The sequence below is a fragment of the Planococcus citreus genome, from assembly GCF_003664125.1.
Lineage (GTDB): Bacteria > Bacillota > Bacilli > Bacillales_A > Planococcaceae > Planococcus > Planococcus citreus.
This window is the reverse complement of sequence record NZ_RCCP01000003.1, coordinates 59,584-80,772: the sequence shown is the minus strand read 5'-3', so window position 1 is coordinate 80,772 and position 21,189 is coordinate 59,584. Positions and strand designations below refer to the sequence as shown.

22 protein-coding genes are annotated in these 21,189 nt (G+C 50.5%); 6 read left to right on the top strand and 16 right to left on the bottom strand.

The genetic code is table 11. The features are described 5' to 3' along the window. Positions 1 to 142: 142 nt before the first annotated feature. On the bottom strand, positions 143 to 1,087 hold the full coding sequence (locus tag DFR62_RS10660; RefSeq protein WP_121300362.1) for an Abi family protein: 945 nt from the start codon (positions 1,085 to 1,087) through the stop codon (positions 143 to 145). A gap of 16 nt (positions 1,088 to 1,103) precedes the next feature. Further along, positions 1,104 to 3,092, bottom strand: coding sequence for a penicillin-binding transpeptidase domain-containing protein (locus DFR62_RS10655; protein WP_121300361.1), 1,989 nt, complete (start codon positions 3,090 to 3,092; stop codon positions 1,104 to 1,106). A 446-nt stretch (positions 3,093 to 3,538) separates the two neighbouring features. On the opposite strand from DFR62_RS10655, the gene DFR62_RS10650 reads away from it, so the two are divergent. From DFR62_RS10650 to DFR62_RS10640, 3 genes are all read left to right on the top strand, one after another. Then, positions 3,539 to 4,393, top strand: a complete 855-nt coding sequence (locus DFR62_RS10650; protein ID WP_121300360.1) for a CPBP family intramembrane glutamic endopeptidase — start codon at positions 3,539 to 3,541, stop codon at positions 4,391 to 4,393. A 135-nt stretch (positions 4,394 to 4,528) separates the two neighbouring features. Further along, entirely contained in the window at positions 4,529 to 4,951 is a 423-nt protein-coding gene (locus DFR62_RS10645; protein ID WP_121300359.1) for a hypothetical protein, read from the top strand. 98 nt (positions 4,952 to 5,049) lie between these two features. Beyond that, positions 5,050 to 5,610, top strand: coding sequence for a hypothetical protein (locus DFR62_RS10640; protein WP_121300358.1), 561 nt, complete (start codon positions 5,050 to 5,052; stop codon positions 5,608 to 5,610). Positions 5,611 to 5,781: 171 nt separating this feature from the next. Here DFR62_RS10640 and DFR62_RS10635 read toward each other — a convergent pair whose 3' ends face one another. The 3 genes from DFR62_RS10635 to DFR62_RS10625 all read right to left on the bottom strand — a co-directional run bounded on the left by DFR62_RS10635 (position 5,782) and on the right by DFR62_RS10625 (position 8,153). Further along, a complete protein-coding gene (locus DFR62_RS10635; protein WP_121300357.1) occupies positions 5,782 to 6,258 on the bottom strand; it encodes a DinB family protein in 477 nt (158 codons plus the stop codon). Positions 6,259 to 6,423: 165 nt separating this feature from the next. Continuing rightward, positions 6,424 to 7,164, bottom strand: coding sequence for a nucleotidyltransferase domain-containing protein (locus DFR62_RS10630; RefSeq protein WP_121300356.1), 741 nt, complete (start codon positions 7,162 to 7,164; stop codon positions 6,424 to 6,426). A gap of 104 nt (positions 7,165 to 7,268) precedes the next feature. After that, entirely contained in the window at positions 7,269 to 8,153 is an 885-nt protein-coding gene (locus tag DFR62_RS10625) for a TIGR01777 family oxidoreductase (RefSeq protein WP_121300355.1), read from the bottom strand. Positions 8,154 to 8,332: 179 nt separating this feature from the next. On the opposite strand from DFR62_RS10625, the gene DFR62_RS10620 reads away from it, so the two are divergent. Then, on the top strand, positions 8,333 to 9,592 hold the full coding sequence (locus tag DFR62_RS10620; RefSeq protein WP_241663086.1) for a dicarboxylate/amino acid:cation symporter: 1,260 nt from the start codon (positions 8,333 to 8,335) through the stop codon (positions 9,590 to 9,592). Between the two features lie 958 nt (positions 9,593 to 10,550). Here the strand turns inward: DFR62_RS10620 and DFR62_RS10615 are convergent. The 8 genes from DFR62_RS10615 to DFR62_RS10580 all read right to left on the bottom strand — a co-directional run bounded on the left by DFR62_RS10615 (position 10,551) and on the right by DFR62_RS10580 (position 18,088). After that, positions 10,551 to 11,315 carry an SDR family NAD(P)-dependent oxidoreductase gene (locus DFR62_RS10615; RefSeq protein ID WP_121300353.1) on the bottom strand — a complete coding sequence of 255 codons (765 nt, stop codon included), beginning with the start codon at positions 11,313 to 11,315 and terminating at the stop codon, positions 10,551 to 10,553. Between the two features lies 1 nt (position 11,316). Next, positions 11,317 to 12,255, bottom strand: coding sequence for a 3-hydroxyacyl-CoA dehydrogenase family protein (locus DFR62_RS10610; RefSeq protein WP_121300352.1), 939 nt, complete (start codon positions 12,253 to 12,255; stop codon positions 11,317 to 11,319). 81 nt (positions 12,256 to 12,336) lie between these two features. Further along, positions 12,337 to 13,653, bottom strand: coding sequence for a GntP family permease (locus DFR62_RS10605; protein ID WP_121300351.1), 1,317 nt, complete (start codon positions 13,651 to 13,653; stop codon positions 12,337 to 12,339). A 31-nt stretch (positions 13,654 to 13,684) separates the two neighbouring features. Beyond that, positions 13,685 to 14,965, bottom strand: coding sequence for a histidinol dehydrogenase (hisD, locus tag DFR62_RS10600; RefSeq protein WP_121300350.1), 1,281 nt, complete (start codon positions 14,963 to 14,965; stop codon positions 13,685 to 13,687). Positions 14,966 to 15,094: 129 nt separating this feature from the next. After that, positions 15,095 to 16,081, bottom strand: a complete 987-nt coding sequence (locus tag DFR62_RS10595; protein ID WP_121300349.1) for a LacI family DNA-binding transcriptional regulator — start codon at positions 16,079 to 16,081, stop codon at positions 15,095 to 15,097. Between the two features lie 378 nt (positions 16,082 to 16,459). After that, positions 16,460 to 16,819, bottom strand: a complete 360-nt coding sequence (locus tag DFR62_RS10590; protein WP_121300348.1) for a hypothetical protein — start codon at positions 16,817 to 16,819, stop codon at positions 16,460 to 16,462. A gap of 70 nt (positions 16,820 to 16,889) precedes the next feature. Next, positions 16,890 to 17,336: a DUF4385 domain-containing protein gene (locus DFR62_RS10585; RefSeq protein ID WP_121300347.1), complete on the bottom strand. Its 447-nt coding sequence runs from the start codon at positions 17,334 to 17,336 to the stop codon at positions 16,890 to 16,892. An 86-nt stretch (positions 17,337 to 17,422) separates the two neighbouring features. Beyond that, positions 17,423 to 18,088 (bottom strand): alpha/beta family hydrolase, encoded by a 666-nt coding sequence (locus DFR62_RS10580; RefSeq protein WP_121300346.1) that lies wholly within the window; start codon positions 18,086 to 18,088, stop codon positions 17,423 to 17,425. A gap of 139 nt (positions 18,089 to 18,227) precedes the next feature. Between DFR62_RS10580 and DFR62_RS10575 the strand changes: the two genes are divergently transcribed. Then, positions 18,228 to 18,482, top strand: coding sequence for a hypothetical protein (locus DFR62_RS10575; protein ID WP_121300345.1), 255 nt, complete (start codon positions 18,228 to 18,230; stop codon positions 18,480 to 18,482). Positions 18,483 to 18,506: 24 nt separating this feature from the next. After that, positions 18,507 to 19,067 (top strand): maltose acetyltransferase domain-containing protein, encoded by a 561-nt coding sequence (locus tag DFR62_RS10570; RefSeq protein ID WP_121300344.1) that lies wholly within the window; start codon positions 18,507 to 18,509, stop codon positions 19,065 to 19,067. A gap of 51 nt (positions 19,068 to 19,118) precedes the next feature. Here the strand turns inward: DFR62_RS10570 and DFR62_RS10565 are convergent, their stop codons facing one another. From DFR62_RS10565 to DFR62_RS10555, 3 genes are read right to left on the bottom strand one after another with little or no spacing between them, the layout of a single operon-like run. Next, entirely contained in the window at positions 19,119 to 19,616 is a 498-nt protein-coding gene (locus tag DFR62_RS10565) for a methylated-DNA--[protein]-cysteine S-methyltransferase (protein ID WP_121300343.1), read from the bottom strand. Next, on the bottom strand, positions 19,613 to 20,515 hold the full coding sequence (locus DFR62_RS10560; RefSeq protein WP_121300342.1) for a DNA-3-methyladenine glycosylase family protein: 903 nt from the start codon (positions 20,513 to 20,515) through the stop codon (positions 19,613 to 19,615). Before DFR62_RS10560 ends, DFR62_RS10565 begins: the two co-directional genes overlap by 4 nt. Beyond that, a complete protein-coding gene (locus DFR62_RS10555; protein WP_241663138.1) occupies positions 20,508 to 21,083 on the bottom strand; it encodes a bifunctional transcriptional activator/DNA repair enzyme AdaA in 576 nt (191 codons plus the stop codon). Before DFR62_RS10555 ends, DFR62_RS10560 begins: the two co-directional genes overlap by 8 nt. Positions 21,084 to 21,189: the final 106 nt, after the last annotated feature.

Below are 21,189 nucleotides of genomic sequence, written 5' to 3'. Positions count from 1 at the left end.
ATAAATAAAAGCCTGCCAGAAAATCAATTGATTTTCTGGCAGGCTTTTCATAATTTAAGCATTTTCTTTATTATAGAAAGAAGTTTTTCCGTCTATTGAATTTATTATCATCCTTAGAACTGAATAAATTTAAACTCATAATTTATAAGCGAAATCCAGATTCTCTCATCACTATCACATACGGTCTTTCCGGCAAAACTTCTTCCAACTCGCGTATCAATTCCAACAACTCCCGGGTGAATGACTCGTACTCATCCGGTGGCGACACCACTTTCAACAATTTGATCAGTGACGCCGTCGTCCCACGAGTGATATAGCCTTTTTCCTGATGCAGTTGCGCTTCGAGTTTCCCCAGTTCAAGCGGTGACCTTAACCGGAACGAATACAGCACTTCTTCATGCGCTGCCTTATTGCGGAACGGAAACGCGATCGACAGGACCTCGTCGAGTTCCGCTGCACTCAGTGTGATGTCGTATTCGCCTGCGTCGTCTGCGAAATCCTGCGCGATTCGCGTACGCAAGTCTTGGTCGATAACCGTATAAAAGTTCGTGATCTGGCCGAGTGACAGGAAATTGACGAGCACCCAGAGCGGCAAGTTCTTGTTCTTTTCATAAAACTCGCGAAGCTCCGGATAGCGCACGCGGTGGCGCTTCCTGTGGCTTTCGATCAAATTATTGAGCGTCGCCGTGATACGGTCGCGTTCATGGAAATGGATGTCGTCCGGGCTGTAGTTCTGGTTGTCGAGGAAGCTGTCGACTTCCGGGTAGCGTTCGGAAAACCGGTACGCTAGCTTGGATTTGATGCTGCGCTCGAACTTCAGTAATTCCCCGAGCACCAGCAAACGCAGCTTGCGGTCGAATTGGTACAGCGCAAGGATATGACCGAACGTCGTCCCAGCTTCGTACAGTTCTTCACCGTACGGGTTTTTTGTCTCATCGCGCTCCAGGAACGGTTCCTTGTAGCCGTCAATGAGCGCGTAGTAATTGTCGCGCGACAGCACGCGTCTTGCGGCCGCTTCGTCTTCTACAATGAGTCCACGGCTTTTCAAGATCGCGAGCTGTTCGTCATGCGTGGCAAAGCTTTTCATGTCTACCTCTCCCTGGTTAGTCATCACTGAACAATTCGCTGGCAATGGACGCCGCATCTTCCTCATCTTCCATCATGACCGCCGCGGATAAATTGCCGACTTTCGGGTCGTAGCCCGCGAACCAGCCCATGTCGCCGTCATCGGTCTTGATGACAGCTGTCTTGCCGGCAAGCTCGTGGCCGTCTTCTTCTCCGGCTTTAACAAATGCGGCGCGGACTAATTCCGCTTGCTCTGGGCTGAGGAGCTCTTGCTTCAAGTTTTCTTCCTCCGCGTCTCCTAAAAGAATCGGTTTTTTCATTTCGCCGTCAGCTAAAAAGGTGCCGTACATGGCTGCGGCATGGAGGATGTTGACGCGCACTTGGCTCTGTCCGGAGGCGGAACTCGCGAGTTGTCCTTCCGAGCCGAACGTGCCGCTTTCCGAAATTTGCGAAGCCGTAATCGGCACCGGATAGTCAAAGGCTGTGCCGAAGCCGAATTCATTCAAGCCTGTTAAGAAGCTATCGTCTTGCATATTGGTCGCTTGGATCGCAAAGTAGATGCTATCGGAATGGACGAGCGCTTTTTCCAAGTCGATCGGGTTTTTAACACCCGGATTCGGACGGGTGATGCGGAAATCGTTCCAAGACGGGTATTTCTGCCACGTCTCTCCGTCAATTTCGATGCCTTCCGCGGGATCCAGCGTCCCTTCTTTCATGGCAACGGCCGCCGTGATTGGCTGCATCACATAAGACGGCGGATAAGTCGCAGCCGCCCGGTTGAAGAACGGCTGGCCGGGATCATCCGTGAGTTCGCGGAAACGGCTTTCCTTAATTCCTGGAATGAAATCATTCGGGTCGTAAGCTGGCGAACTGACCAATACATGCGTCTCGCCTGTGTACGGATCGACCGCAGCGGCAGTGCCCGGTTCCCCACCCATTTCTTGATAGACTTCCTGCTGCAGATCGGCGTCAATCGTGAGTGTAATCTTTTCCCCGGCTGCCGAGGAGTTATCGACGGCGGTGATCGTTTCGTTTTGGGCGGTCTTTTCAATCAAGATCTTGCCGCCGCGTTTTCCGCGCAACTCGGTTTCGAAAATCTCTTCCAAGCCTTCGCGCCCGACGATGTCGCCTTGGCCATAGCCTTGCCCGCTGCGCTCTTCTAACTGTTCAGCCGTGATCGGCGCGATATAGCCAGTCAAATGCGCCAGCGATTCGCCGTATGGGTAATCGCGCATTTTCACTTTCGTGCGTTTTGTTCCGGGAATCGCAAACAGCCTGTTTAATTTCTCACGGTCCGGCCCCACGGTTCCGAGCGGCACGTAATGATGCGGTTCGACCCACGGCTTTTCGAGTTCTGCGTCAATGTCTTCGACGGACAAATCCAAAAGCCCGGCGAGCCGCTCCGTGTAATCATCGCGGTCAAAATTCCCCGGCACGACGCCGATTTCGTAGGCATCCGTATTGCCAGCGATGACGCTGCCGTTGCGGTCGACGATTTCGCCACGCTCGGTATCGCTGATTTGCACGGATACATTATCGTCTTTAGATAGATTCGGCAAAATGAAAGATGGATCCCATTCCGCAAACCATTCACCGTCTTCGTTTTCTTCCGTCTCCTCGTAAACAAAGCTCAGCGTCTTGTTGAATTCGATCTCGCCGATGACGCTGTCCATTGAAATAGTCAACGGAATGTCCGCCGGCTCGTTTTTCAGCCACGGTTCTTCGCCCAATTGCCAATCGATGTCGCGCTCCGACAGCGACAATTGCTCTTCAAGTTCCACTTGCCAGTCAATGAACGTCTCTTCGCCGAATGCTTCTTTGGCACGCTCCGTCAAAAACTCTTCGTACAGCGTGTCGTATGCGCCCGCTTGCCACAATTCCATGAATTCTTCTGCACGCGGTTCCGGTGATGCGACCGTCTCCGGTTCCGTTTCTTCCGGCACTGGCACTTCCGCTTCCTCGTCTGAACACGCCGCAAGCGTAAGCACCGTGCCAACCCCGATCATCCACAGCTTCCTTTTCCCCATTGCTACCCCTCCGTCTCCTTAGCCCTTTTTACCATCTTACCCTGAAACCGCTTGCTTCAATACGGTAATTTTTGGATTAGGGGTTTGAAAACTAGAAATCGAGGCCTTCTTTGTTCAACAACAGCCGGTATAAATATTCCTTATACACTCTTACAAAGACAGTTCAAGGTATGGAGCAAAATTGCGAAGACTCCCGCGGGAAAGCGAGATAGCCGAGACCCCGCAAGGCGCGAAGCGACTGAGGAGGCTTGGCGCTCGCCCGCAGGAAACGAATAGACGAAGTATTGCTTCGTCTGTTCGTTTGCGATGCTCGAGTGTACCGAGAGTTGAGCAAAGCTTTTCATAGTAATTTTGCGGAATACTAACATTTAAAACGAAGAATCGCATTCATAATGAAACAAACCGCCCCATCTTCCGTATAATTAAGGAAGAAAAGGAGGCCATTTATGTTCGCTGAAATGAAATCGCGTTATTTGATTCTCTTCACTATCCTCGGCGTCATCGCGACCTTGATTATTTTCATGCTGATTGGCGCGGATCCCGTAACGACCGAAATCGCGGTGCAGATTGCCTTTTATATTGTTGTCCCGTACTTTTTCTTTCATTATTATTGGAGCAAGAACCCCGATTGGTCGTTCAGTGAAGTCTTGACTACCAAGGGCATCAAGCCATGGCTTCCTGGCATACTCGGCATGGTGCTCGTGTCTATTGCGTTTTCGCTGGCGATGTTCTGGCTGCAGCTCGCGATTCTTTATCCGGCGTTTCCATGGCTTGCGGAATTATTGCTCGCGCCGATCGAAACGCCGGGTGGTGTCGGATATGAATATTTCACGTTGCTGACGCTGGTGATTCTCGCACCAATTGTAGAGGAATTCGTCTTCCGCGGCGTGTTCTTGACACGCTTCGCGGCGAAAACTTCGATGTGGGGCGGCATCTTGATTTCGAGTTTATTGTTCGGCGTATTGCATCTCGATTTTGTCGGCGCGTTCTTGTTCGGCATCATCGCGTCACTATTGTATTTGCGCACCGGCAATTTATTGCTGCCGATCCTGTTTCATATGCTCAATAATGCGCTGGCGGCGTTATCGATTTATGTGCCGATCGACGAGTTTTTCGCAATCGATTGGTTTATCGTAACGACGGCTGCCGACATTGAAGCGAAAGCGGTCGCCAATATTATCATCATGGCTATCAGTACGTTGCTCACCGCTTGGATCATCTACCGGCTCGCCAAAGGCTTGAAGGACAAAGCGCATAATCACAACCTCGCTGAACCCTTGCCAGAAAGCGACGTGCAGTAAAGAAAATTGTCGATGTTCTGTCACGCCCCGTTCATATAGCGTTTATATTCGTGCGGTATGATACAGTCATACGAACTCAGGGATGTTCCAGCGGCTCAGTTCGCCGCGGCGCCCTAAAGCTATAGGAGGATTTTCATGAATAACACAGCTACACCGCGCAATAATTCTTTAGAGAAAAAATGGAGCTTGCGCTTGATCCAGTTTTCGGCCATCTTCGGATTTATCGGGACGTATCTCGGATCGCATATGGCGGGACAGATGGATTATGCGCTGCGCCCGATTCACGCACATATTTTGCTCGTCGGCTGGCTATCGGTTTTTGCCTGGGGCGTGTTCTACCGCTTATACACGGTCAAGTACAAAAAGCTCGTCACCATCCACGGCTTTTTCGCGATGATCGGTGCAGTCGGGCTAACCGCCGGCATGTGGTTCTATAACTTGAATCCGTTCAATATGAACGATACTTTCGTCTTGATTTTCTTCATCGCAGGCGGCACAATTTTGCTGCTAGCGTTCTTATTGTTTGCGGTCATCACGTTCTTGACCGAAAAAGACTGATAAAACCGCCCGGGTTCATCCGGGCGGTTTTTCATTTCCCCCTATTCCATGAAATACCGTATAATGGAAGCATCGTGAGACGGAAGGGGAAATTACGGATGACCCTGCAAAACTTAATCCAAAAACGCATGCTCGTATTGATCGGCCTAGTGCTCGCCGCAGCGTTGATCATCGCGCTCGTGTGGAGTTCGGATACAGTCGATACCGCACAACAAGCAGTGCGCGATGGCGACGATGATCTCGTCTTGACGCCGGTCTATGAATTAAACGGCCGCGCCTTGTTTTTCTACATCCGCGGCAATGATAATTTCGGGGCGGCGACTGCCACAGAATCCTGGTTCGGCTGGCGTCTCGAACAGAAAACCGAGGGCACCATCCCTTCAATGGATGACCCTAACCGGATCAATAATTACGTAAGTCACGAAGATGGCTTTGTCTACGGATTATTTGATCCTGCTGACGGACGCCACGTCCAGATTGGCGAAATGCCGGCCGATCACTTGCTGTTGGGCGAGCGCTTCCCGACCGAATTACTGGAAGAAACGGGGCTTGCCGGAAAAGCGGTGTGGTTTATCGAAAACGCACCTGAAGAACGCCCCATCCCGCTCCAATTGCTCGATGCCGATGGGCAGGAATTGCAACGTTTGGAAATGTATTAAAAGAACCGCCCAGATCCGTCTGGGCGGTTTTGTTATGCACTAGTGTTTCTACTATATTGAATAAAGTAGATCGTGAGAGTTTTAGATTGGAATAGTTTTGATGTTCAGTTTTTCTTCTTAATAGTATTCGCCGCCCGGCTTTGGGTTGGCCTTAAGCGCTGGACGTATGACTTACTTGATAGCCTCCAAAACCTCTTCAATCTGCTCAATGTGGCGTCGTTCATGCTCGGCTATGAGAGTGAAAATACTGTTGGCAGGAATATCTCCAAATCGAGGATGGAACACGACATATCGTTCGATGTATTCGTTCTCATTTAAAAAAGCTTCGGTTGCGTTTCTTGAGTTTTGCAGCATTTTGATGCAGTCTTCTGCATTCCTGTGGACAGTGGAGGGCTCCTGCTGTGCCTTCATTTTCACTGAACGGTCCCGCACGATGGAGAAATCTTTCTCCTCAGCATGACCTATTTGTTTTTGCTGCACGGCGTTTTCCACCAGTCCGATAAAATTCACCTCAGCCACTGCCAGATGCTCGACCACCTGTGCAACCGTCCAACCTCCAAGTACCGTAGCAGTGTTTAACTCGTAATCATTTAAATCTCTTAACAAACTGATCAACTTTTCTCTCGTTTGAATGAATGACTGATCCATGATTGCTCCTCCCTTAGATGTGTATGAAATCCAGATTTTATTTCAATTTCATCATATGGTATGGACACGAATGAGTGCTTTTATATATTGGAGGACCTCTTTTTTAGGCAATATCAACTCTCAACTTTATCAGAGCCAAAATCTAAATTCTTTTAAACTGCAATTTTAAAGCTTCTCCGTATTCCTCTCAGCTTCCGCTTTCCCGATCGAAAACCCGTCAAATAAGCGGCCGCCGTAAGGCTCGAGCACGCTTTCGACAAATTCGATAATATGTGCCGTTTCGTCGGTCCGGTAAAAATGCTCGAATGCCTCGACAAACCGGACGGCCAGTTCGTGGTCATGCGCTTCAAGTGAACGGATGACCCATTTGGATGAGCCGATCCATTTTTGTTCTGTGCGCAAAATGAATTCGCTCACCAAATCCGAAAGCGTGTTGACGCAAAACAGCCGTTCTTTCCGGTCGTCGCTGCCCCGCAAATCGTCCAGCACATCGGTGATGAAATAGCGTTTCGTGCGGATCGTATCCGTGCTCCATGCTTCCGGGCCTGCTTCGAGCAAGGCTTTCGCTTCTTGCTGGATGGCCTCCATGACGCCTGAATCTTTCAGGATGATGCCTTCGCTGACCATGCGCGGCATGCTTGGCTTCGCAGCTTTCCGGTCTTTTTCAAAAAAGTCCTTGTACGAACTTAAGTTATAAACAAATACTTCGATCGGCCAGCCATAAAAAATCATCGATTCACGATATGAACTCATCAAAGTTTCATCGAATACGACAATGTCCAAATCCGACGTCGCCGTCTCTTGCCCGCGCACCACACTTCCTGCTAGCAGCGCTCCGCGGCAATGGCGGAAATTCGTTTCGACAAATACTTTGGCTGTGTGAATCGGTTCCCAACGTTGTCTCATTACTTTCCCCCACACTCTCTTTCTATCAATCTTTCCCTAGCATACCCTACCTGATGCACTAGTGCGCACAAAAAAAGACATTCCCTTGAATGCCTGTAAATCTGTCAATTATTCAAGTCAGCCAATGCGCTTCCGACACCCGGATAGCGGAAGCGGAAGCCTTCACGCACGAGCCGCTCCGGTACGACCCAACGGCTTTTCAAAATCAATTCGGTCTCGGTCCGAAGTGCGGCAGCCCCGGTTTCAAGCATCCATTTCGATGCCGGAAGACCGGTCCGGCGATTCATTGATTGCCGCAGCACTTTCATCCACTCTTTATTCGTCACGGGATTCGGTGAAGATGCGTTGAAGACGCCCGAGAGTTCATCGCGGTGCTGCATGAAACGAACAGTCCGGTACAGATCTTCGATATGGATCCAGCTGAACATCTGCCGGCCATTGCCTTGTTTTCCGCCGAGCCCATATTTCACGAGCTTGCGATAAGGTTCCATGACACCGCCGTCACCGAGCACGATTGCGATGCGCAGGGCGACTTGGCGCGTGGCGGGCAGTTGGAATGAAAAGAAGCTGTCTTCCCAGGCTTTTGCGACTTCTACGGAAAATCCGCGTCCCACCTCTCCGCCGCCTTCAGTCATCGGGCGGTCTTCGGCATGGCGGTAAATCGTCGCCGTGCTGGCATTGACCCATAATTCAGGAGCAGTGCTGCACGCTTCGATTGCCCGTCCGATCGCTTCGGTCGTCTCGGTGCGCGAATTGAAAATCTCGCGTTTATTCGCTTCCGTGTAGCGACAATTGACGGATTTCCCCGCAAGGTTGATCACCAATTTCGCCCCGTCGAGCGCATCTTTCATGCTATGTGTGTCGTCCCATTGAATATGCTCCGATTGACGTGAAATGATGTAAACGCGGTATCCAAGACGCTCGTATTTTTCTTTCAAATACGTTCCGATAAACCCTGTACCACCTGCGATGACTGCTTTCTTGACCATATTTTTACCTCTTTTCGCCGTAATTCTATCATGTTAGACGACGGACCTGTGGTAATAGTTGCAGTTTTTTAGGAAATTGCTTCCCAAGCAGAGAGGTCTGTTGAAACTGTTGCTTTTGTTCCGCTTCGGTTACACTAGTTTTTATGTGTTTCCTTAAATCAAGAAAGTTGGTGGATGAATTGAAGAAAAAGAAAGGCTTAACTTTTAAAGTCATCAGTGCTTTGATCTTAGGTGCGATCACGGGGCTGCTTTTAAATCTGTTTGCACCTGAAGTTTTCGCAATACTCAATCCTTACGTCTTCGTGCCGATCGGGCAGATTTTCCTTGCCCTCATCAGCATGCTCGTTGTACCGCTCGTGTTCCTATCCATCGTCCTCGGAACTGCGGGACTTGGCGACCCGGCTAAGCTCGGCCGTATCGGCATCAAAACCATTTCTTATTTCCTGGTGACGACGACTATCGCCATCACCATTGGTCTCGGCTTATCTGCACTTGTCCAGCCGGGCGCTGCAGGTGATTTCGATATCGATGCCGCGACTTATAGCCCGGATGATGCCCCGTCAATTGCCGACACGCTGCTCAACATCATCCCAAAAAACCCGCTTGAAGCGATGACCGAAGGCAATATGCTCCAGATCATCGTCTTCGCAGTATTTGTAGGACTTGCTTTGACTGCGCTTGGCGATAAGACAAAAGGCATCTTGAGCCTGGTCGAACAGGGCAATGAAATCATGATGTACCTGGTCGGGATCGTCATGCGTTTTGCGCCATATGGTACCTTCGGATTGATTGCGACAGCGATCGGCTCGCAGGGCCTTGCCGCTATTCAGGCGATGGGATCTTACATGCTCGTCGTCATCGGCGCCTTGTTGATCCATGCAGCCTTTACCTACGGCGGCACCGTTTACTTCATGGCGAAGAAAAGCCCAATCTGGTTTTTCAAAACCTTTATGCCGGCCATGACGGTCGCTTTCAGTACATCCAGCAGCACAGGCACGCTTCCGGTCTCCATGGAAGTGGCGCAGCGTGACTTGAAAGTACCGAAGTCGATCAGTTCATTCGTCCAGCCGCTCGGCGCGACAATCAACATGGACGGCACGGCAATCATGCAAGGTGCCGCGACGATGTTCATCGCGCAGGCATTCATGGTCGACTTGACGATTGGCCAATTATTGACGGTCGTCTTGACCGCAGTGCTTGCCAGTATCGGAACCGCCGGAGTTCCAGGCGTCGGCTTGATCATGCTCGCAATGGTCTTATCGAGCGTCGGGCTTCCGGTAGAAGGCATCGGCCTCGTACTCGGGATCGACCGTTTGCTCGATATGTCACGCACGGCGATCAACATTTCCGGTGACGCAGCTTGTGCATTGATGGTTGCAGAAACCGAGAAAAAGCACGGCTTGGAAACAGAAGAAGTCTTGAACCCACAAGAAGCATAAAATAGAAGCAAGCCTCCCGGCGATGTCGGGAGGCTTTTTCTGTGGAGAAATGTGAAATGAAGTGATAGGAAAAGCTTCCGCTTTTTGACTGCGTTGCAGGGGCACGCTTTCCGGAGGGCTCGCATTGAGCCGCTTCGTCGTTACGCAAAACCCCGCCTGCTCAACTCTCACGATGTTCGAGCTTCGCAAACGAATATGCTCAATACCTTTCGCATATTCGCTTGCAGGGTCTCAATTGTCTCGCTGATCCTCCCGGAGTCGGCCCCTTCCACTCCGTCTCTAGTTTTAGAAGCAAAGAAATTTTCTTGTTCACTCAACTGAAATTGCGGAAACTTGTAGAATATTATAGCTTAAGTCATCTTCGTCAAAGTATAGAAGTAGAAAAATTCCGATCCACTTCTAAACTTTTCAGCTCAAGCACAAATGTGATTGATACTAGTTTCGGGAAGCGATTTCCCCGCTAGCCGGCAACTGATTAGAGAAACACAACAATCTAAACAGCCTACATGCAATGAAATCTCTCAGCTGCCTAGCGCCAAGGGTGAGCCGACGCAGTAAGACAGGCGTCCTTCCTGGCTTACTGCCAAAGGCCAACCCAAAGCAAGGCAGCGACTACCCACATGATACCCGAATCGAATGCCAAAGCGGTTTGACATGCAAACTCTTACTATCTGCTTCAAACTTGTCCTGGGAAGCGATTTCCCCGCTAGCCGGCAACTGACTACAGAAGCAGAACAATTTAAACAGCCTATATGCAATGAAATCTCTCAGCTGCCTAGCGTCAAGGGTAAGCCGACGCAGTAAGACAGGCGTCCTTCCTGGCTTACTGCCAAAGGCCAACCCAAAGCAAGGCAGCGACTACCAATAGCATGCACAATTAGCACACCGTAATTTCTCAACACTCAAACCCTAGCTACCTTCATCTACATGCCACTTAAGAAGCATGAAACCACTCTTCTTAAATCGCTGTCCAGCCGCCGTCGACTTTGATCGTTTCGCCGGTTACGAAATTCGACAGGTTCGACGCCAAATACAACACCGCACCGGATGTATCTTTCGGCTGCGACAAACCGTCGAGCAGGATGCGGCGGTTAACGTCTTCTTTAAACGCTGCATCTTCGAATTGCTTCTCCGTGAATTCCGTCTCGACGAATGTCGGCGCAACGGCGTTGACGCGAATCCCATGCTGTGCCCACTCGACCGCGAGCGCTTTGGTCATCTGCACCATGCCGCCCTTGCTCGAGCAATAGGCGGCACGCTTGATGTAGCCGACAAATGCCATTTGCGATGCGATGTTGATGATGCGGCCGCTTTTTTGCGCGAGCATGTATTTCGCTGCTGCTTGGCTCGCGAAAAACGCCGACTTTAAATTCAAGTCAAGCACCGTATCCCAATCTGCTTCCGTTACGTCCATCGCCGGTTTCGCGATATTGACGCCGGCGTTGTTGACGAGGACATCAATTGTGCCGAACTGAGTGGCGGCAGTGTCGATTAACTTTTTCACTTCATTAATATCACTCAAATTCCCGGCGACCGCGATGCAGTTTGGGTTATGGGCGCGCAGTTCTTCGAGCGTGGCATCGAGCGTTTCTTGATTTCTACCGGAAATCGCAACGTTTGCGCCGAGTTCGGCGAACGTCAGCGCAATGTCTTTTCCGAGGCCTTTGCTGCCGCCGGTGACGACGACCGTCTGTCCTTTCAGTTCCGAGAAATAGCTATTCATCTTAGCCCTCCTGTTCCAAATCGTTTTTCAAAAACTGGATCAAGGTCTGTTCGCGTTTGCGGTTGATCCCCTCAGACACTTCCGGCTCCCAGTTGTAGAAGCCTTCGCCTGTTTTATCCCCGAGCTTTTGCTGTTCGACCAACTCCGACAAAACCTTTCCGGAACGCTGATCGTCCGCTAATTCTTCAAATAAATAATTTGAAATCGCTGAGAACACGTCGAGCCCACCCATATCCGCTGTCATTAAAGGCCCTGTCACCGGAAGCCGCCGCCCGATGCTGTACGTGACCGCCGCATCGATGTCTTCCTTGCTGGCAGCGTCCGCATCCAATAAGGCTTGCGCTTCACGAAACAACGCGTATTGCAGGCGGTTGCCGATGAACCCCGGCAGTTCTTTGTTCAATAAAATCGGCTTTTTATTCATCAACTTTAATAAAGCCATCGTGCGCTCGGTCGTCTCCACTTCGGTCTGTTCGCCATTAACAACTTCGACGAGCGGAATCAAATGTCCTGGATTCCAGAAATGAGCGACGATGAAGCGCCCTGGATGTGCCATCTCCTCAGCGAGCAGAGAAGGCTTAAAGCCGGACGTATTGCTCGCGATGATGACCGATGGATCGGCCAAACCTTCCAGTTGCTTGTACAACTCGCGTTTCAATTGCAGATTTTCAGGGACGACTTCCAGAATGAATGTTGCATGCTGTATCGCGTCTTCGAGAGATGTCGTAAAGCGGATTCGGCTGCGGATTTCCTGTGCTTCATTTCCATCAAATAACCCATTGTCGGTCATGACGATAAGTTTCTGCGCCAAGCCTTTGTTCGCATTCGCTAGGTCTTGTTCGTTGATGCCGTAAACGGTCAGCATGTAACCGGACCAGGCTGCGGACAGAGCGATGGAATGGCCCATCGTCCCAGCTCCGAGTATTGTCAATTTCTCCACATGAATGCACCTCTTTTTAGAATGGATAATATAAGGAAACCCAACAACTTCCGGTTGGGAGAGCTGTTGGGTGTGTAAATCTTATAGACCGATTGAGAATAAAATCACAGCGAGTACCGCACCGAGAAGCGGCACGACAACGGACAATGCGCCGAATGCCGGGTAAGCGTCGCGGTGGGTCTCCCCTGCGATCGAACGGATCGTCGTGACGACATAGCCGCCTTGAGGCAAGGAATCAAGCGAACCGGAAGAAATCGAAACGGTCCGGTGCAAAGCTTCCGGGTCCACACCCATATCGAGATAATGAGGCGCGAGCAAAGGAAGCGCAATCGCCTGGCCGCCGGAAGACGATCCGGTGAGACCCGCGATGACCGCAACGGCTAGCGCCCCGCCGATCAATGGGCTGCCCGGGATGCCGGTCATGACATCAACAGCTGCTTCAAAAGATGGTGTCGCTTTGACGACTCCCCCGAAACCGACGACTGCAGCGGTGTTGGCGATCGCGATGACCGCACCCATCGCGCCGTCGCCGAGCGCTTTGCTCAAGTTGCGGATGAATTTGATGTTGATCAGGCAAGTCGAGATGATCCCGCCCGTCAAGGCGATGATCAATGCAGACGTGCCGAGCGAATCATGGAAAATATACGAGAAGCCAAGGACAATCAGGAGCGGAAGCATGCTAAGGAGCGGATTCGGCAGCTCCTTGCGCGTTTCGTTGTTCGGGTCGGTCGGGCGTGACTCGAACTGTTCCCCTTTCGCTTTCGCTTTGTTGATCATTTTCGTCAGCCACCAATAACCGAAGACCATCATGAAGACCGCGACGATTGCGCTGACTTCCCAGCCGGCATATGGCGAAGTGCCGAGGAATTCAATCGGGATCCAGTTTTGGATTTCTGGAGATCCGGCTGACGTCATCGTGAATGTCGTCGAGCCAAAAGCGAGTGCCGCTGGAATAAAGCGGCGCGGCAAATTCGCCTGTTTAAAGAGGCTGAGTGCCATTGGATAAACCGAGAAGGCGACGACGAACAAGCTGACGCCGCCGTATGTAAGGACGGCACAGGCAAGCACGACTGCGAGTGCTGCGCGTTTCATCCCCATCTTGCCGACAATCCAACGCGAGACGCTGTCAGCAGCGCCCGTGTCTTCCATCACTTTCCCGAAGATGGCCCCTGTCAGGAACATCAAATACCAGGATGCAATAAAGCCGGTGAAGCCGTCCATGTAATTCGTCAAATAATTGGCCGCCCCTTCTCCCGCCAGCTGCGGGAATAAAGGCAAACCGTTCAATACTGCCACAAACAATGCCGTCAGCGGCGCTGCAATCAGCAAGTTCATGCCGCGCATCGTCAGGACAATGAGTAAAATCAATCCACCAAACATGCCGATTAAACCGAGCATCTACTATTCCTCCCATACCACCTAAATAGAATTAGTTCTTGCCGTATCTTCTGACGCGGAGGAGTGCCTGCTCGGCATGCCCTGCGAAATTCTCAAGTTGGCATAAGCGCGCGGCATATTCCCCGATATAGGCGCTCGCTTCCGGTGTTGTCACTTTCTGGTAGGTGACGGTCTTGATGAACTTCCCGACCCATAGCCCGCCGGTGTAGCGTGCTGCGCCTTTTGTCGGCAAGGTATGGTTCGTGCCGATGACTTTGTCGCCATATGCCACGTTCGTTTCCGGTCCGAGGAACAAGCAGCCGTAATTGGTCATGTGCTCGAGGAAATAGTCCGGGTCTTCCGTCAGGATCTCGACGTGCTCAAATGCCAAACGGTCCGCTTCGATGCGTGCTTCTTCGATCGAATCGACAAGCAAGATTTGACCGTAATCTTCCCAAGACACGCGCGCGACGTCTGCTGTCGGCAAAGTCTCCAATTGGCGGTCGATTTCTTTCACGGTTTCATTGGCGAGTTGTTCGGAAGTCGTGATCAAAGCCCCTGGTGAAGTCGGTCCGTGTTCGCCTTGTCCAAGAATGTCCGTTGCGACCATTTCAGCATCCGCCGTATGATCGGCAACAACCAAAGTTTCGGTCGGCCCTGCGAACAAGTCGATGCCGACGCGGCCGTAAAGCTGGCGCTTCGCTTCCGCAACAAACGCGTTACCTGGCCCGACGATCATATCGACCGCTTCGATCGTTTCCGTGCCGATCGCCATCGCGCCCATTGCCTGAATGCCGCCAAGCAGGTAAATTTCATCCGCTCCGGCAAGGGACATCGCTGCGATAGTCGCATGCGGAATCTCGCCGTTAATTGGTGGTGTACACGCGATGACGCGGTTGACGCCTGCCACTTTCGCGGTCAAGACGCTCATATGAGCGGAAGCGACCATTGGATAGCGTCCTCCTGGAATGTAGCAGCCGACGCTGTTGACCGGGATGTTTTTATGTCCCAAGATCACGCCTGGAATTTGTTCCACTTCCACATCATTCAAGGAATCGAGCTGCGCTTCGGCGAACGCTTTGATGTTCTTTTGTGCGAACTTGATGTCTTCAATAACGCTATCTGGAACTTTGGAAACGATTTCATTTATTTCCGCATCCGACAAGCGGAACGATTCAGGTGCCCATTTATCGAATTTCTCGGACAGTTCACGAACCGCCGCATCGCCGCGCGTTTCCACATCTTTTAAAGCCTCTGAAACGATCTGCGAAACTTTCGAATCGTTTGCACTCACTTCTTCTTCTGATTTACCTGCTTTCAATACTTTGACCATTATAAAAACCTCCATCTTCTTTTTCTTGCATACGTATTCAAAATAGAATAAAACGCTTACTTGAATACGTATGCAAACATGTTGTTAAGAACAAGAATATTTTAATTATTGCAGAAAGTCAACCACTGTTTACGTGGTCTTCCTTTCCACAAAGCTTCCTTCGACCTCGACAGCCTGCGCCTGGCCTGTGTATTCACTGATTTCCCCCAACAAATAATTGACCGTTTCATCGACCATCTTTTCGATTGGCTGCTCCCACGTCGTCAGTTCATATGCAGGCCAAGACGCCATTTCGATATTATCGAACCCGATCACTTTTACCTGTTCCGGAATTTTTATGCCCTGCTTACGGAAAGCGTCCATAACACCTAGTGCCATGATGTCGTTCGCCGCAAAAACGGCAGACGGGACCGCTCCGTCCGACAGGATTTTCTGAGCAGTTTCGTAGCCTCCGTTATAGCTGAAATCCGAACTGTATTTTTTGTATGCGATGCCTCGCTGTGCCAACACTTCCGCAAATCCCTGTTCACGTTCGCGGCTTGTCGAGGTGTCTTCATTTCCGGAAATATACACCATCGGCCCCGTCCCGCTTTCCGCTAAGTATTCCGCGATTTCCCGGCTGGCGTTTAAGTTATTGCAGCACACTGAGTGGAAGTGGCTGCTCGTCAATTTGCGGTTGAAGAAGACCAGCGGGATGTGGTTCACCTGGAATGCTTCTGCGACGTTCATCGACATGGACGCATCGGTAATGATGACGCCTGCCACGTTGTAATTGAGCAAAGTCTCGATGTCTTCGCTTTGGATTTCGTCATTATTGGTATGTACGAACAACACGCTATAGCCGTGCTTTTTGAATGACGTGGTGAATTGCTTGAGGACTTGCGGATAGAAGGGATTCTGGACGCCTTTCATGACCAGCCCGATGATTTTTGAACTGTTGGTGATCAGGCTTCTGGCGTATTCATTCGGCCGGTAACCGAGCTCTTCGGCCGCGGCCAGCACTTTTTGGCGGGTTTTTTCAGTAACTTTCGCTCCGTCGAAAAACACTCTGGACACAGAAGACTGCGAGACTCCTGCGAGCTTTGCGACATCCTTGGCATTGACAGTCGATTTCATATACGTTCATCCTTTTCCGTTGATCTGCTTGGCTTTCAGATTACACCATCCCTAGCGATTTTGCATCTGTTTGCTGGGAAATGAATATTGGGGGAATGAAAAGAAGTGAGAGGAGAAGCTTCCGCTTTTCGACTGCGTTTCACGGGCACGGCTTCCGGAGAGCTCGTCTCGGGAAGCGATTTCCCCAATCGATAAAATATCACATCATCTTCATTTCACAAACAAATCGCTTCATTCCACAAACAAACCGCTTAGTTCCACAAACAAACCTCTCCATTCCACAAATAATCGCTTCATTTCACAAAAAAACCTCTTTATTCCACAAACAAATCGCTCCATTCCACAAAAAAACCGCACCCGATTGTGGATGCAGCTTCGCTATTCTTGCTTCAAACTTTTCCTGAACACATCCCAGCTGCCGTCTTGCCGTTTGGCGAGGAGCACGTCGGGGTCTTCGTTGCTTCTGTAGATTTCAGCGCCTTCAGCGAGGAAGTTGGAAGATAAATCAGCGCTTGGCATGACTTCCGGTGCCGTCGACTGAGTGATGGCACCGAGTCTTGTCGATTCGCTGTATTCGCTGCCTTCCAGTTCGCCTTCCCACAAGTACTCTTCGCCTTCAACGATTAAAATGCCGGCATAGGACCCGGTCTCTTCGCCATTGCTGAAAGTCTGTTCGCTGCATGCCCCGAGCAACAGCAGAGCGGCGATCAAGGCCATCGCTTTCCAAAACCGATTCATTCACATGCCCCTCCTTTCGTCTCGTTTATTCGACGTTTGATGAACGCCTCTGTTTCATGCCTGAACCGCTTCAGCCATATTTTTTCTGATGTTCTTTTTTGCGACGTAAATAATCTTCGTCTTCGCGGATCTCGTCCCATCGTTTTTTGAAGATTGCAGCGGACTCGGCTTTTTCTTCGTCAATCTCGCGGTCTTTGATCGAGCCGTCTTCGTTGTATTTGCGGCCGCCTTTGTAATTCGTGTAACGCCGTGCGCGGGTGTAGCCCATTTGGATGAATTTGCGGGCCATGTCCATGCCGACAAAATCATCCTTTTTGCGGTATTCTTCGAACAGCTCGGAAATTTTGTCGCACGATTCCTGGGCGATGTCCGGCGTCTTGAATCGCCAATGGGGGAGGATTTCACTTTTGTACGGTTCCACCATCAACACGCCTTGCTCGCCTTTGCCGACGCGGTACAGTTCGGGGTTTTTCCGCAAGTCCAAGTTCTTATAGTCTAGATCGTAATCGAATGCCATGCTGCACCCTCCTTTTGGAGAAACTATACCCTGTCGCGCTGCTTGAAAAACGGCATGAAAAAACCGCCTCAGTGGGCGGCAGTTCATTACGCATGTTCGATGCTCTTTTTCGAGAAAGCGTGGATATCGGTGATGACGTCTTTTAAGACATCAATCGATTTCAACGGGTCGCCGATGAAATCCATGCCATGGTTGACGTCTTTTAAGACGTGCGAATCCAACTCCTTATTGGCTTGGAGTTCTTCCATCCGGCCGCGGTCGTAATAATGGTCTTTGTTGCCGATAAAGCTCAGCGCCGGATTCGGGTATTGCTTCATCGCCCGGAAAACGTCCTCGTGCTTGATGAGCGGCGTCAGCCAGACGGTTTTCGCGCCTTTGAATTTCTTACGCTCAAGTTCGTTGGCAAGCGCGATCGTTCCGAGCGATTTGGCGACGAGGAAGAATTTTTCATAGAGGCTGCCTTTCAATACTTGGTCAATCACTTGCTTGACGTCGTGTTTCACCGCTTCGTCGATTTCCGCCATCGTGTACTCGTCGTATAAAGGATTCGTGTAATCGTAATTGATGCGCAGGATGTCGTATTCCTGTTCCGCAAGCAACCGCTCCGTGTAATGAAATAGCGGGCTTTTCGCAGTATAGCCGATGCCCGGCAGGAAGATCGCGAGTTTTCTCGTTTGGTCTTGGTTCAGGACGAGGCTGTAGTTGATTGCTTGGCCTTTATCCGTTGTAATGGTTCGGTTGATCGTTTTCATTGTTTCCACTCCTTTCCTATATTATAAAGTTTTTCATGTTAATTGCATGTAAATTTTTCAAAGAATTCGAAAACTTCATGATGGCTCTTTTTTCTACTCTGTTATAATATCCATATCATGAAAGTTGGAGGCGGGTCTCATGTGGAAAGGCATTCGATGGACTGCGTTTTCGGTCCTATTGGCCATCAGCATCCTATTTGCCGTCAAAGGCGTCCAAGTGTGGCTGATGCGCCATGCCACAGAACCGGTCGCGATCCATTTTTATTTTTTTGAAATCGCTGAATCGGTGCTGCCGGGCAATCTCGTGTCCTATGCCGTGGCGTTTTTCGTAGCGGCATTCATTACCGCAGTCGCGGGATTTGCCTTTATCGCGAGGCGGTTATTCGGATTTTAATTTGAGCGGGAAAGAGGGATTTTGATGCATACAGAAAAAGACAAAATGCTGGCTGGTGCGCTTTACCGGGCGGATGATCCGGTACTTGTGCGTGAGCGCGTCAATGCGAAACGGCTATTGCGCTTATTTAATAAATCGATGGAAACCGACAGCCAGGAGCGCAAGCGTTTCATGAGCCAATTGCTCGGCTCGAGCGGTGACCATTTGTATATCGAACCGAACTTCCGCTGCGACTACGGCTACAATATCCATGTCGGGCATAACTTTTTTGCCAATTTCGACTGTGTCTTCCTCGACGTCTGCGACATCCGCATCGGCGATAACTGCTTGGTCGGGCCTGGCGTCCACATTTATACGGCGACCCATCCGCTCGATATCGAACAGCGGCTGAGCGGAGTCGAATTCGGCAAAGCGGTGCGCATCGGCAATAATGTGTGGATCGGCGGGCGCGCTGTCATCAATCCAGGCGTCACGATCGGCGACAATGCCGTCATCGCATCCGGCGCGGTCGTCGTCAAAGACGTGCCGGCGAACACCGTCGTCGGCGGCAATCCGGCAGTCGTCATCAAGACCATCGAAAGCTAATCTGAAAAATAGGAAAGGGAAGCAAATCGATTGGATTTGCTTCCCTTTTTTTCATGCCTTAACTGACTGGCGATTCCGCACCGCTTGCTCGTGCTTCAATAGCCATTCTTTACGGGTCAGGCTGCCGGCGTATCCCGTCAATTTACCATTCGCCCCGATGATGCGGTGGCACGGGATGATGATGCTGATCTTGTTTTTGCTATTGGCATTCCCCACTGCCCGCATGGATTTCTCGTTGCCGACAGCTGCCGCGATATCGCGGTACGAAGCTGTTTCGCCGTAAGCAATATCAGGCAGCGCTGCCCAAACTTTTTGCTGGAATTCGGTGCCGGAAGAAATGCACGGCACGGTGAATTCCGTTCGCTGTCCTTTGAAATATTCGTCCAGTTCCTGTAAAGCGTCTTTCAGCACTTGAGGCGTGTCCGGTTGCACCTTATGCAGCGGCTGTTCCCGTTCGCTGAAATAAAGCGACACGATGGCTTGTTCGGTACCGGTGATTTCGACGACGCCAATCGGCGATGGATAATCCACTTGATGCAGTTCATTCATAATAATACCCTCCATAAATAAAATGTCGCGTACGCTTGCCAGCCTGCCCAGTTTTCCGCCAAATTCTCAATCTCGGCAATGCTCGGTTTTTGTTCCATCCCCAATTGATGCTTCAAGGCATTGTGCAATCCGACGTCCGATATCGGAAACGCGGAAGTAAAGCGCAGGCATTTCATCATGACGTAGTGCGCGGACCACGGCCCGACGCCTCTGATCGCCACCAATTGTTTTTCTACTTGCTGCTCGGTTTTTTCAAGCAGTTCGTCTTTCACGAGACGCCCGTCAGCGATTTGCTCGGCGATGTGGATAATGTATTCCGCTTTTCTCCCCGAAAATTGCAGCGTTCTTAATTGTTCCACTTCCAGCGATGCGATTCTTTCAGCGGATGGAAAGGCCCAATATTCTACTCCGTCCACTGTATGTGAAGTGCCGAAGTGTTCGATCAAGCGCCGTTTTAACGTATAGGCGAAAGTCAAATTAATCTGCTGGCCGGTGATGGCCCAAACGAACGCTTCAAATAAATCGGGCATGCCCATTATCCGGAGTCCCGCGTGCCTCTCCACAACTTCCTGGAGGACGGGATCGCTTGCCGCCATCGCGTAAAACGGCTGCAGATCTGTTTCCAGGTCGAACCAATCCTTCACGTATTGGACAACTGCCTGTTTCCCTTGTTCAGTCGGCGGATGATGCAGAAATTCGATATGCAAGGCACTGCCGGAATGACTCAAATCGAATATGACCATTTCATCTTCAATCGCCAACAGCTTGGTGAGACGCTCATCCTGAATTGTGTGAAGCAACTCTTGATCAGAACGCCCGAGAATGGCCAGGCATTCCGTGAAATTAAAATCTGCCGGCGTGGGAATTTTTAGCCGCTGTGTTTCCGTTTCGCTATCCATTCCGCCCCGCTCCTTTCTCTTTCCGGTATTGTCCCGGAGATTGCTGTTTCAAATCCCGGAACACTTTATAGAAATGAGACGTGCTTTGAAAGCCGGTCTCGAGGCAAATCTCCAAATTCGTTTTGTCGGTGTTCGCAAGTAAATATGCCGCTTTGTCGATGCGGATTTTCTCCAAATAACACCGCGGCGTTTCGTCTGTTTCCTGCTTGAACAGCCGGTCTACATAAGATGGGCTCATGCCGACATGGGCAGCCACTTCTTCCAAGCCGATTTTTTGCTGGTAGTGGTCCGTTAAAAAAGTGATGACTTGCTGTGTGAATTCCACATAAGGCGATTGTTCAATTTCAGGCTGGCATCTTTTGCATGCCCGAAATCCGCAATTCTCCGCTTCTTCAATGGAAAAATAGAATTCCACGTTGCGCTTTTTCGGCTTGCGCGATCGGCAGGACGGCCGGCAATAGATCTTCGTCGTTTTCACGCACGTGAAAAACAAGCCGTCGTATTTCCGGTCGCAATCCAGGATCTTCTCCCACATTTCATCGAACGTGAACTTCGCTTCCATTTCCATAGCCACCGCCTCCCCTCTTTTCTCTATCTTATCTCTTCTCATTTTATCATTACAGTTTCCAGCATTCGTCCTCGTTTTTGCACTTATGGTCTGAAGCCGGGAGATT